Source organism: Streptomyces sp. H39-C1, assembly GCF_027158125.1.
Taxonomy (GTDB): Bacteria; Actinomycetota; Actinomycetes; order Streptomycetales; family Streptomycetaceae; genus Actinacidiphila; species Actinacidiphila fildesensis.
Genome location: NZ_JAPVLS010000094.1, coordinates 19,772 through 33,424, shown reverse-complemented (window position 1 = coordinate 33,424; position 13,653 = coordinate 19,772). Strand labels below are relative to the sequence as shown.

Annotated in this window: 4 protein-coding genes and 1 pseudogene; 3 read left to right on the top strand and 2 right to left on the bottom strand. The window is 66.8% G+C overall.

Annotation, left to right across the window (positions count from 1 at the left end; genetic code table 11):
• Window positions 1-815: ISAzo13-like element transposase-related protein (locus O3W51_RS39530; protein WP_417792615.1), on the top strand; the 815-nt coding region annotated here is incomplete at its 5' end.
• Window positions 816-1,304: 489 nt separating this feature from the next.
• On the opposite strand, the gene O3W51_RS39525 is transcribed toward O3W51_RS39530, so the two are convergent.
• On the bottom strand, window positions 1,305-7,460 hold the full coding sequence (locus tag O3W51_RS39525) for an RHS repeat-associated core domain-containing protein (protein WP_269288684.1): 6,156 nt from the start codon (window positions 7,458-7,460) through the stop codon (window positions 1,305-1,307).
• 543 nt (window positions 7,461-8,003) lie between these two features.
• Between O3W51_RS39525 and O3W51_RS39520 the strand changes: the two genes are divergently transcribed.
• Together O3W51_RS39520 and O3W51_RS39515 are read left to right on the top strand one after the other, a co-directional pair.
• A complete protein-coding gene (locus tag O3W51_RS39520) occupies window positions 8,004-10,745 on the top strand; it encodes an N-acetylmuramoyl-L-alanine amidase (protein WP_269288682.1) in 2,742 nt (913 codons plus the stop codon).
• A gap of 331 nt (window positions 10,746-11,076) precedes the next feature.
• The gene (locus O3W51_RS39515; protein WP_269288681.1) at window positions 11,077-12,045 is read left to right on the top strand and encodes an LAETG motif-containing sortase-dependent surface protein; all 969 of its coding nucleotides are present in this window, start codon (window positions 11,077-11,079) and stop codon (window positions 12,043-12,045) included.
• Window positions 12,046-13,135: 1,090 nt separating this feature from the next.
• On the opposite strand, the pseudogene O3W51_RS39510 reads toward O3W51_RS39515, so the two are convergent.
• Window positions 13,136-13,444, bottom strand: a pseudogene (locus tag O3W51_RS39510) (MerR family transcriptional regulator); the annotation flags it as partial.
• Between the last annotated feature and the right edge of the window lie 209 nt (window positions 13,445-13,653).

The window sequence follows — 13,653 nt, the reverse complement described above, 5'->3', positions numbered from 1 at the left end:
GACTCGAAGTACTCCTCCAAGCTTTCCTACCGAATCAACACCCGGGACCGGCAACCCACACGGAGGGTCGAGCCCAAGGTCATCACTCTGCATCCCGGGATAGTTCACTAATCAAGCAACGGCATTGTCCGGGCACATCGAAGTGGAACAAGATCGAGCACCGGTTGTTCTCGCACATCACCATGAACTGGCGCGGCCGCCCGCTGACCAGCCACGAAGTCATCGTGAACAGCATCGCAGCAACCACCACCCGCACCGGACTTCGCGTCAAGGCCGCACTTGACACCAACAGCTATCCCACCGGCGTGAAGATCGCAGATGCGGAAATGGCCGCCCTGCCGCTGACCCGCCACGCCTTCCACGGCGACTGGAACTATGCACTACACCCCCTGAGATGCCCTGTCATCCCAGCGGCGCGGGCCCCGCAACGGGCTGACACGCAGTGGGAGCAGGCCCTGCTGTCCGATCCCGCCCTGACTGGCATGTCCCGCAGGGAACTGGACGACCTCACAGCAAGGTTGGCCCCCGACGGTGATACCCAGCGCGGTCGCCCACCCCGGCTCACCTTCCCCGAACAGATCCTGGCCACCGTTCTCCACCTGCGGGTCGCCCTGGCCGCGGAACCACTCGCCGTTCTGTTCGCCAGCAGCCGCACGGCCATGCACCGCACCCTCCTGAAAAGCAGAAGACTGCTCGGGGCCCACGCAATCACCATCCCGCCCGCGAAGACCCCACCCGCATCCCTCACAACCCTCCAGGCCCGAGTCCTCGCACTGACCGGCCAGGCCAGCAACAAGATCAAGACAACGTGTTAATGATCTGCAAGCCCTTAGCGTGTGGGGCGCGGCCTATCGGGTCTGCAGCAGGGCGTCCATGTGCCGGTCGCCGATCCGGACCCCGGCCTAGTGACGGATTCTCCACGCGGCGACTCTCCGGCGCGCCGCACCCTCGACGAGGGCGGCGGGTTCAACTCTGGATACCTCGTCGGCGGTCTTCTTATCCTCCGCAGGCTAAACGGAGATCGGCCTCCAGGGCGATTTAGCCCTGGAGGCCGATAGCTACGTGCGCCCGGAGAAACCAGCAGAGTTATATTTCAGCTAGCCGGGTTGAATCGGGTATCTAGCGCCGCGCTTTGAGCCATGCACCCGCAGTGACTGCGATCGTTGCAACGCAGAACCAGGTCAGCACGTAGAGCGCTGGCGGGAACGAACTATTTGCGATCCGCCAGCCGAGGACGAACGTGACGACTGCGATAGTCACCTGGATAGCGATATTTTTCGGTTTCACTTCTGCCCTCATCTTTTCTACCACCAAGTCCAGGTTGCACTGTGGTAGAAGTACGGGTATCCGCCCCACCACTTGAAGTGCCAACCGTACGCGAATGCGACCTGGCGGTATCTGTAGCCACCCAAGCCGCTTGCTGCCTGCGACAGGACCCCGACGATTACGCCGACGACACCCATGCAGATTGCTGCCCCGATGCCTGCCAGGGCCCAAGAGCACAGGCCACCGATGAAGCCTGCAGCACCCCACAGGTATCCCTGCATCATTTCCCGAGCCTGTTCGGTCGTGAAGCCGAAGGCGATATGTCCTTTCCAGCGAGAGAAGTTAAAGAGCCAGAACTTTCCGCTCGTATCCGAGTGGATCAGTGGGTTCTGGGCTCCGTAATCGTAGGCGTTGGAGCTACCGCCGGTCACGGGATCGGTGGAAAGAAATCGCCCGGTAGCCGGATTGTAGAGGCGCGCTCCCATGAGGACGATGCTGGAGAGGGCCTCATCGGAGCGCTGTTTGCCCCCGAGCCAGGCGTAACGGGCGGTGGGTTGTCCCGGACGCGCATTGCCGTACTCGTCGGCGTCAAGGACGGTCGGGGACACGGAGGTGTCGGCAGGTACCTGAAGGGTGATATCGCCGTGGAGGTTGGCCAGTTGCAGGATGGTTCCGCCGGTATTGGTCGAGGTGGCGACGAGGGAGCCGTCAAGACCGACGACGTTGCGGGTCAGAACGCCGGTGGAGTTGTTCTCGACGATCCACCGGGGGCTGTCCGAGTCGGTGCCGTAGTGGTTGACCTTGGTCCCGGTCTGGTTCCAGGTGCCGGCGGTGTTGGTTTCGGTGGTGGAGGAGCGGAAACGCAGGCTGGAGTCGAGGGTCCAGCTTTGACGCTGAGTGCCAGCGGTCTGCTGCTGCACGAGATCGTTGGCGTAGTAGGCCAGGGCAGTGCCGGGCAAGGCGGTGGTGCGCCCGAGGGCATCGTAGGTGTAGCCGGCGTTCACCAGACGGTCGGCGCTGTCGTAGGTGTTGGTCGTGGTGGTGCCGCCACTGGTGGTGCAGTCGGCGTTGGGCGCCGCCGTGGTGGTGGCCAACGACTTGCGGTTGGCGTTCTTGTCGAAGGCATAGGTGCGGGTTGTGCAGGCCCCGTCGGTACTGGTGTCCTGGGTTTGAGTCAGACGGCCAGCCTTGTCGTAAGCGTAGTTCTGCGATGCGGTCACCCCGGCGGTGCCGGTGTGGGAGGCCCACTGACCGTGGACGGTCTCGGTGATGCTGTCCGTGACCAGGACGGTGCTGTCGCTGTCGCGGGTGTAGGTGCGGGTAGTCGCGTTGCCTTCGGGGTCCTGGCTCTGACGCAGGGTGTAGCCACCAGGCAGCCCCTGGGTGGCGATCTGACCGTCGGCGTCATAGCGGGCGCTGAAGGTGCCTGCGACGGAGTCGGTGAGTGAGGTGGTCACACCGCGGGGGTCGATCGCCGTGTCGTAGGTGTATGTCGTAGTTGACGGCGCCGTGTCAGCCACGGTGGTGGGCCGGTCGAGGGCGTCGTACTGGGTGGTGGTGGTAGCGCCGTCGGCGTCGGTGTACGACATCGGGCGGCCGAGTTGATCGTAGGTTTTGGTGATCGTGCCTCCGGTGCTGGAGGTCTGTGTCAGCACCTGTCCGGTGGCGGTGTCGTAGGTGGTGGTCACCGCGGGCACCGTAGCTCCGAGTCCCCCGGACACGGTGACCGTCGTGGGTTGATCGGCGATGTTGTAGCTGGTGGTGATGGTGCGGGTGACGCCGTTGGCCACCTCGATGCTCTTGGTTCTCTGACCGAAGAGGCCGTACTCACTTGTCTTGGTCGGAAGTTGCGTGGGGTTGCTGCTGCCGCCGGTGATAGCGGCGGCCGGTCCGGTCTGGCAGACCGCATCGGCCCACTCCGGCCTACCGCCGCAAGGGCCAGTGCCATTCCCGGTGTAGTACGTGGTGATCGTGGTTCCGGCATCGGCGCCGTTGGAAGCGGGCTGGGTGGCCTTAGTCACTCGACCCTGGTCGTCGTAGACCGTCGCCGTGGTGATCGCCAGACCGCCCGGATCCTGGGTGGTGCTGATCGACCGGCCCTTGGCCCAGTCGTAGGCGATCGCCGTGACCTGTGGGTCGGCCACCAGATCGGGCCACGCGCGGGACTGTGCCCCGGAGGTTACCTTCGTGACCTGGTTCCGAACCGTCGCACTCCCGTCGCTGGGGCGGCCGGCGTCGTACTCCTTCACTGTGTGGGCGCGGGCGGTGACCTGGCTGCCCTTCGCACTCACGGTGGTCGCCCCACTGACCAGGTTGTCGGCCAGGGTGAGCTGATGCAGAGGTCCGTAGGTTTCCAGCCCACGGGCCCCAGCGGCGTCGAAGATCGAGGTCGACGACAGCAATTGGGCACGTTCGCCACTGGGCAGTGCGTTGATGCCCAGGTCGGTCAGCTGGCTCTTCTGCTCAGGAGTAGAGCCTTGTGCCAGTTCGAGGTTGGCAGCGCTCAGCGAGCGGACGGTGTTGCCGTATTGGTCGTATTCGGTGACCGAAATATGGTGGCCCGGGGTGGATTCATCGACCTGGCGACCAGAGGCATCCAGGTAGTGGATCCGGGCGCGGGTGTAGCTTCCGGCGCCCAAGTCGGATCCGACGCTGGAAGTGGGTACTTGGTCAGCGGGAAAGACAGCGGTGGCGTCGGTGGGCAGGTCGCTCTGACCCCAGGACGTGGTGGCCTGAATTCCCATCTCATTTGGTGCGTTTGTGCTGGTCAGCGGCACGCCGTAGACGACGGTCGTGGTAGCTGTGCCGTTGGTCTGGGTGGCGCTTCCCGGGGTCAGCGTGGATCGGGATGCCGTCAGCAGCATGCCGGCGCCCGCTGTCGGGCTGGAGCCTGCTTGCCCATACGTGAAGTGCCACGGGAGCAGACCATGGTCCTGCGTAGATGTCACGCGCCCGGAACCGTCGTAGGTGTACTGGGTCTGGGTCTGGGCATCGAACCTGGGGTCCCATTGCTGACGAAGGCTGCCGCCGATGTCGTAGCGGTACTGAGCCACGGCGGTGGCCGTCGACATCGCCGCGCCAGGGGCCGTGGCCCACAGCCGGATCTGGGAGACCTGACCGGCATAGTCGCCGAAGTCCGCGCTGGAGGTGGACCCGGTGGCGGTGGTGGATGTGGCGTAGACGAACTCCAGGACCCGGCAACCCTTGACGGAAGGATCCGCGTCGCAGGCCGCCAGGGTGGTCGCACTGGTCGGGGAGATGATCCGTTTGGGCCGGGCCAAAGTCTTGGCGCCCACGGTCACGGCCTCGGATACCACCTGCGTGGTGCTGTTCGCCAGTCCATCGACCAGAGAGCTCGACACGGTCCACGTCGTCGCGGCAGCAGCGACCTTGGAGAACGTCGTCACTGTCCCCTTGGTGTCGGACAGCGTGAAATTGCCTGAGGAGAACGTCCCCTTCAGCGCCAGTTCCGCAGCATCGGCCTCGGGGACCCAGCCGTTGCTCGCAGCATTCGCGGTGAATTTGATCGTGGATCCGTCGCTGGTCACGACATCGAGTGAGCTAGCCGAGGTCTTGCGGATCTCTGTGAAGTCCGACTGAGTGGCCTCCGCAGTTGTGCCGGACAACCATTCCTTGCCGAAGATCGCCACCTGTCCGTCCAGGCCCGCCCCGGCCTGCGGGGAACGGGAGGAAGCGGTCCGTGTCACGCTCATCCCGAAGGACGACACGTCACTGTCCGACAAGGTGTAGTCGCCAGTGAGCAGGTTCACTGAGCCGGGCCCGACGTTCTCGGTGGCCGCGCCGTCAGCGGCGCGGTCGACGATCACGCTGATCGAGTCGGAGGAAACGGCAGCATTGCCCGGTCCGGTGAAGTCCGCGCGGACCTGCACCGTGCCGTCGGGGGTGACGGTGGAAGCGGCATTCCAAGTCAGGTTCGGACTCTTGCCTGCGGTGAGTGCGGCCGGCCAGGAGGCGAGTGCTGCTCCCGCGTTGGTGACATCACCGGCCGGGATGGGTGCCCAGGTGTCGGCGTCGCCACGACGCCACGAGAAGGACACGTTGTTGTACTTGCTGCTGTCTGCTTCCGCGGTCAGAGGCACGCGGGCAGCCGTGCGGGTGCCGTCATCCGGCAGAGTGACGCCGCCGGGCCCGGCGTGGAAGGCATAGGTGACAGCTTCGGACTTGTTCTCCGCCTTGTCCGTAGTGCGGACCTGGAGGGTATTCGTGCCTGCCTTGGCCGGGGTGACATTGAACGTCACCGGGGCGGTGCTACCTCCGGTGGCCACCTTGGTCCAGGTGGTGCCGTCCAGCGACCACTCGATGCCGTTCTGGTCACCGGTCGGTGGGGTGGCAGTGAACTGTCCGGGCTGTCCGGCGCCCTTGACCCACGCGTTACTCGGGTAGTCAGTGGAGGTCACCGATGCTGGGGCAGAGGGTGCGGAGGTGTCAACGGTGAAGATCCCGTATGCCGACCACCCGAGGTTGTAGTGCGTGCCGTCATACGGGGTGGTGCGGAATTTGTAGGTCTTGCCATTGGTCAGCAGCCCAGCTGGCACCGTCACGGATGCGGGCTGGCCGGCGGGCACGAACGGTGAGGTGAGGTTGGTGCCGACCTGGGTGCCGGTGGTGTTGTCGAAGATTTGGAAGGTGCCGCTGACCTTGTCGTTGTTCGGGTCAGCGAAGGTGTCCCGCAGGAGGGGGGTCACCGTGTTGACCTGCCAGGTGTTGCTGGTGTCCTTGAAGAACGGTGGTCCGGCCTGCTGGTCGGTGCCGGTACGCGGCCGGTAGTTGTAGGTGACGACCAGCTTCGGCGGGTTGGTAGCCGCGTTAGCGGAGTTCACCCGCTTCCACTGGGCGACGACGGATTCGCTGGAGGCCCGCAGGCCCATCCCGGAGGTGGCGTTCTTCAATGACGCCCAGGTCTGGGCGAGGGTGGTGACGTCGGCGTTGATCCATCCGTCGGGTGCCGCGGTGCACGACGGGTTGCCGCGGGTCTCCGTCGAGGTGGCGGACTTGGTGTGCCAGACCGGCTGCGCGGGCCACCGGGTGGAGGTGGATGCCTTGTCGACGTCCCACACTTCCCACGGGTACGCCGCGCAGTCGACGTTGTTGCCCGCGTGGAAGTCCCACAGGCTCAGCTTCGCGTTCGTCACCAGGGCATCCGCGAACGGTGCGGTGTTCCAGGTGATGAAGGAGCGCGCCGTGCGGGGCGTGCCGTCGGTGTTCGTGGTGCCCGGGTTGCCCAGGTCCAGCTCGGTGTCAGTCGACTCGTCGATCGTGACGCCTTGCTGGGCGTAGGTGTCGAAGACGTTTCCGAGGGTCGCGGTGGACGGGTCCACCGTGACGGGGAACTTCGTGGCCGGGTCCGTCAGGAACTTGGTGTCCGGGGTGAAGACCAGGTCGGTCGAGCCCTTGTGTGCGACGACCTTCAACGCGACCGGTGCCTGGTGCGTGTGCTCGCCGGAGACCGGATCGACCTGCGCGTCCCACATGGTGGGGGCGGGCATCACGGCCTGCTTGTTGTTCTTCGCATCGGTGAACTGCAGACTGCCGTCGGCGAGCTGCTTGACGCTCAGCCCCTTGGTCTTCAGCGGCAAGGTATAGGCGAAGCCCCCTGCGGCGGGCCGCTGGGCGATGTCGACGAACTGCTCGAAACCGGTACGGGTGGCCTCCACGACCAGGTTCGCGCCCGGAACGGCGTTGACGTACGTGGCGCGGGTCCCGCTGAGTGCCGGCTTGGGCAGACCGCCCTTCCACTGGAGGGCGATCTGCTGATCACCCGCACCCAACGTGACCAGGTCACGAGCGGGCGCGGTGCCGGCATCGGTCAGCGAGCGGGCTGTGGTGCCGCCCCCACCGGCCAGCTTCAGGCCCCGCGGGTGGGCCTTGGGCGCGATGGTGCCATCACCGTTCTGCACCAGGTCCAGATCGACGGGCCGCCACTGGCCGTTGTCCTTGAAGCGGATCGGGCCGGCCGACACCTCCGTCGTCAGCGAACCATTCGCGTTCACCCACGTCGTGGAGGTCTCAGAGCGCTCCGACAGTGCCTCCACCTGCTTGCCCGACAACCGCGCCGCTACCCGCGCGGACGGGATATCAGCAGCCGCCGTTGCGTAGTGGCCGGCCGCCTGCGGAGCTGACTTCTGCGGCGCGGCTATCGCTGCGCTCGCGCCGTCCAGCGTCGTGACTGCCATCGCCACGGCCAAGGACACAGCGATCCGCCGCGTCCATATGCCCCCCGGACTGGGCCAGGCGGTCCCACGCCAGGCCCTCATCCTCGTGCTTCTCATGCGTCCCTACAGTCTGTGCGCGACCCATGACTTGGGCCATTCACGCGAACCGTAACTACACACAAAGGATGGCCCTTCCTCCCAAAATGGGAGCTGGATGATCTTTACACCACCCACACATGCGAAAATTTTGCCTGTCGATGGGAACCAGATAACCAATGAGAACTATCGACAAGCCGGCAGCACCGAACCGTTCGCCGCGGCTCGCAGACGACGTAGCAGCCGCTCGCACCGCGAAGCGGTCACCAAGAGGTCGCCGATGCTCTGATCGGGATCCACTGCTAGCGTCCTGCCTGTCTTTGACATGACACATAGGGGGCGCCGTGTGCGCTGGAAGATCGAGGCAGGTCGTTGACTCGTAGACATCGCCGGTCGGGGAAGTTTCTGCCGATCGGCATCGCAGCGACGCTCATCGCGGGGTCCGTGGCGGCCATAGGGACGTTCGCGTTGGCGGATTCGTCCAGCAGCGCCGCTTCCCCGCTGGATCCGGCCACAGGGCTGCAGCGGGAGTTCGCGGACGCCGCGCAGGAATTTGACGTACCGCAGAGTGTGCTGATGGCGGTCTCCTATCACCTGACCCGGTGGGAGACGCACCAGGGGCAGCCCAGTACGGCCGGGAACTACAACGTCATGGGCCTGACTCAGGTGACGGCCAAGGATGTGGAGGAGCCGACCCGAGCGGAGCGGCTGTCGCATCTGAACATGAGTGGCGATCCGGCCCGGATGAAGAAGTTCAACCCGGTCCGGGCCCTGCAGGGCAGCGATGACCAGGCGGACACCTCCGACCCCCGGCTGCACACGCTAGACGCGGCAGCCAAGCTGACCGGCGAGACGGCCGGCTCGCTGCGCACCGACCGCGAGGAGAGCATCCGGGGCGGGGCGGCGCTGCTGGCGCAGTACGAGAAGGAAGCGATGGGTTCGCTGCCCAAGGCTGCGGGGCAGTGGTACGCGGCCGTCGCGCGCTACAGCCAGGCCCCGGATGCCAAGGGCGCCCAGTTGTTCACGCAGCGCGTCTTCCAGACCATCAACCGTGGGAGCAGCCGGGTCACTGCCGACGGGCAGCGGGTCACCCTGGCCGCCGACCGGTCGGTCACGCCGGTGAAGCCGGCGAAGATGAAACTGGCTGCGACGTTCGCCAGCACCGCGGTCGCTCCGGTCCCCGAGTGCCCGTCGGGTCTGAACTGCGATTTCCGCCCGGCGGCGTTCCAGAAGAACAGCACGGATCCGGCGGACTACGGCAACTACGACGTCACGAACCGGCCCGCCGACGGTGTCGACATCCGATACATCGTCATCCACGACACCGAGGGCGGCTACGAAGGTTCGCTGAGTGTCTTCCAGAACCCGGCGAAGTCCGCCAGCGCGCACTACCTGATCCGCGCCTCGGACGGTCTGGTCACGCAGCTGGTGCCCACCAAGGACACCGCCTGGCAGGCCGGCAACAAGACCCTCAACATGCATTCGGTCGGCATCGAGCACGAGGGCTTCGCGATCAAGGCCGGGTCCTGGTACAGCGAATCCCAGTACGAGTCATCCGCCGCGCTGGTGAAGTACCTCGCCACCCGCTTCGGCATCCCGCTGGACCGTGAGCACATCATCGGCCACGACGAGGTCCCCGGCCCGATCGACGCCAACGTGGCCGGCATGCACTGGGACCCGGGCCCCTACTGGGACTGGAACCACTACTTCTCCCTGATGGGCGCGCCGACCGGCGACGCGGGCGCGGGCAGCCCGGTGCTGGCCGGCCAGGAGATCACCATCGCACCGCCGTTCACGACGGCCAACCAGCCGGCCATCGTGTACTGCACCCCCACCTGTGCCACCCAGACGCCGCGGCCGGCGAACTTCCTCTACCTCTACTCCGATGCCTCCACCAGCTCGCCGCTGATCGCGGACGCGTATCTTCGCTCGGGCGCCGCGGGCAGCACGCAGGGACCGGACTGGGCCGCCAAGGCCGTCACCGGCGGCCACTACGTGGTCGCAGCGGTTAAGGGCGACTGGACGGCGATCTGGTACGGCGGCCGCATGGGCTGGTTCTACAACCCCGGCGGCCAGCGAACCGCCCCAGTGGGTACCACCGCGCAGCCGGTCGTGACCCCGAAGGCGGGACTCGCCTCGATTCCCGTGTACGGCAGGGCGTACCCGCAGACGGCCGACTACACCGGCACCCAGGTGCCGGTCCAGACCGACACCGACAAGGCGCTGACGAAGTACACCCTCAAGGCAGGCCAGGTCTACGTGCCCGGCGGCCCGGCCGTTGCCGGGGACTACTTCTACGCCATGAACTTCGACAACAGCGCCCCCGGCGACCACACACTGGTCACCGGAACCACGAAGTTCATCCCGATTAGGTTCAATCACCGCCTCGCCTGGGTCCGAGCCGATGACGTGCGGCAGATCAGCAGCACCCGACCGGCGAGCGGTGCGACCCGTTCCGACCTGGTCGCACTCGACAAGTCCGGCGTGCTGTGGCAGTACCAGGGCAGCGGGAGCCCGAGCGCCCCGTTCCTGTACCGCTACCGTCTCGGTGCCGGCTGGCAGGGCTACAACGCCCTGTTCGACCTGTCCGGACTGCACGCCAACGCAACGGGCGACCTGCTCGCCCGGGATCCGGCGGGCACCTTGTGGTACTACAAGGCCACCGGCAATATCTCGGCCCCCTTCGCGCCACGCGTCAACGCCGGATCCGGCTGGCAGATCTACAACGCCCTGGTGGGCGTGGGCGACGTCACCGGAGACGGAAACCCCGACCTGATCGCCCGGGATACCGCAGGGATCCTCTGGCTCTACCGCGGCACCGGCAACCCGGCGGCACCCTTCGCCACCCGGCTCAAGGTCGGCACCGGCTGGCAGATGCACAACATGCTGGTCGGCGGAGGCGATCTGACCGGCGACGGAAAACCCGACCTGATCGCCCGCGACACCACCGGCGGCCTCTGGCTCTACCGCGGCACCGGCAACCCCTCCGCACCTTGGGCCGCTCGCCTCAAGGTCGGCACCGGCTGGCAGATGCACAACCTCATCGTCGGCACATCCGACCTGACCAACGACGGCAAAGCGGATCTCCTGGCCCGGGACACCACCGGCAGCCTCTGGCTCTACCGCGGCACCGGCAACCCCGCCGCACCCTTCGCCGCCCGCACGCTCGTCACCACCGGCTGGCAGATGTACAACGCCCTCGTCGGCTGACCAACCCGCCGGACACCCCGCCGGCCATCCGCCCCACGCGCCCGCCAGGCAACCACCGCTCCCACCCGGGGGCCGCCTGGCGGGCGCACACCCTTTCCCGTAAGCGCCGCCGAAAACGGCGGTGACGTAGGTCACGGAAGACTTCTCGCGAGGGTGGGCAACTGTCCGAGCACACGCCATATGTCCGACGCATGCATGGGTGTTGAGGGATTCCCGCTTGTCCAACGTTCACCGACCAGGCCTGCAATCGGCCATATGATCAGCTCCGGCCGTCCTGCGTGTGTTCCGTCCGCGGCGGCCCTCCTATCTCTTTGGACCCGAGAGGTCTTGCATGAAGCTCCGCCGCACCCTGGTGACCGTCGCCGCGACCGCCGCCATCGCGCCCGCCGCACTGCTGTCCGCGAGCAACGCGTTCGCAGACACCGCACTTCCCGCTCCGGGCACCTCCGCCACGGCGAGCCCGAGCGTTTCGACCAGCCCGTCGGTGACGCCCTCGAACACCGCCAGCCCCACCGCGTCGGCCACCGTGAGCACGAAGCCGACCGCCAGCGCCTCGACTCCTGCGCAGCCCAGCACCTCGGGCTCGCCGACCGATGAGCCGACCGACCAGCCCGGGCTGTGCGCGGACAAGCCCGGCTACCAGGAGAAGGTCACCACCACCCTCACCGGCCTGCCCGGCAAGATCGTCGCGGGCAGCGGCTGGCACAACTTCACCCTGACCACGACCAACCAGTCCGACAAGGACGCCTCCGCTGTCCTGTTCTACGCCGGTGTCGGCCCCGCCTCCCAGGATGCCCCGGACGCCTTCTCCACCAAGCAGGTCGTGCTGCAGGCATACGACGAACAGGGCGGTACCTGGCAGAACATCAACGACGGCGCCGGCCACTCCGTCGGCTTCGCCGGCTTCAGCGACACCCTCAAAGCCGGCGAGAAGATCACCATCAAGCTGCGCCTGGACGTCAAGGCCACCGCCCCCGTTGGCAAGGGCATGACCATCGGCGGCGGCGTGTACGCCAACGACCAGGACCGCTGCCTCGGCGACAGCGGCCACGCCTACCTCGTCCAGATCGTCCGCCCCGGCACTCCCACCGACGGCACCGTCCCTCAGGCCGGCGGCAAGGCCCCGCTGCCCACCACCACGCCCAACAAGAACACCCTGCCCCACGTCACCGGCAACCTCGCCGAAACCGGCTCCTCCTACGCCACCCCGATGATCGCCGGTATCGGCGCCGCCACCGTCGCCATCGGCGCCGGCGCGATCTTCATCGTGCGCCGCCGCAAGACCAGCCGCCCCGCCTAATAGGAGCATCCGGGTGGTGTCGACACCGTGGTGGAACCGTCCCTTCTCGACGACACGACCCACGCCGCCCTACAGCGGTGGCTCACCGCTACCCACTGAACCGCACCGAAGAGAACGAGCCACGGCGGGTCTCAAGGCGCGAAGGTTGAATGGGGCGTCATGGAGTGCACTGCGAAGTCACGGGCCTGCCCCCACGAGCGCGGGCGGAGACCGCCGACAGCGACCGCCCCGCTGTGTTCGGCGCGAGGGCGGGGGGAAGGCCGGCATCGCACCGTGACTACAGGTCCAGGTAGGGCACGGCGGCGACCAGATCAACCCATTCACGGTCATGCTGTCCGGGAACCGTCCGTCCGGCCTGCCGCCACCGGGCGACCAACGCCGCATAGATCGGCGGGTCATCTACAAGCAGAACCGGAACGCCTTCGCCCCGCGTGATCCTTCTCCTGCGCCCGGTCAGGGGCGCGGCCTGCTGCATCACTGTCACTGCGAGATCAACGACTACCCGCCCCTCAAACACCTGCCTCCGGGGGGACTTCACCCCACCGGGTGCACCGCGCCGCGGCACTGACACACGCCGGAGGCTGCCGCCGGGTGTTCAAGAGGCAGCCGGGCGGCGACCCCGTGGGTCGCAGGTCCTCGTGAAGACGGCGCCGCAGGAGCAGCAGCGCGGTGACATCGGCACCGTCGGCGAATTGCTCGATCAGGGTGTTCAGGCCGGTGTCGTCACCGGTGCGGCAACCGATCACGATCTGCCTGATCAGCTGGCACACGGCCTCCGACACCGGCCCGCAGGAGCTCGCCATGCTTTAGTCCACCCCGGACGAGCAGCCCCAGGACATCGCTCGATCGGGTGGGACCGCCGGCAAAAGACCGCCGGCAGGACCACGAAGCCGGAGGCGACCTTGGGCCGGCTCACCGTCGTGAGCGTGCGCCGCAGATACGTTGTCGCCAGGCCAGAGGGTGTCCCGCTGGGGTCGGGGAGGGCCAGGAAGCCGGGCGCCCGGCCTGTTACCGTGCCGTCGGTGGTCCAAAAGCCGTGGTGGAGGCAGCCCGATGGGGGGACGTGTCCAGTGGATTCGCCGATTCGGCGCCGCGGTGTTCGGTGTTCGGTGTTGATGCGCTGGGCTTCGTCGAGCTGGTCTTCGAAGATCACGATGCGGCAGGCAGCCTCGATAGGAGTTCCCTGGTCGACGAGCTCGCGGGCGCGCGCGGCGATACGCAGTTGGTAGCGGGAGTAGCGTCGGTGACCGCCTTCGGAGCGGAGCGGGGTGATCAGGCGGGCGTCTCCGATGGCTCGGAGGAAGCCCTGGGTGGTGCCGAGCATGTCGGCGGCCCGGCCCATGGTGTATGCGGGATAATCGTCATCGTCGAGTCGGCCGTAGGAATCGTCTGCTGTCATCGCACCTCTTCATGGAACGCGTGGAGGGGCCCTGGTGCCGTACGGCACCAGGGCCCCGAAGGAACTGCTACACCATCTGCCGGCCTAGTACTGCGCCGACCTTCTGTTTCCGCGGGCCCGGCCTGAAGGCTGCTGGGGGTGCGGGGATCGCGAATGCGTGACCGGAGACCACCTCACTATCGATGTCCTGCGGTACCCGAACTCAACTG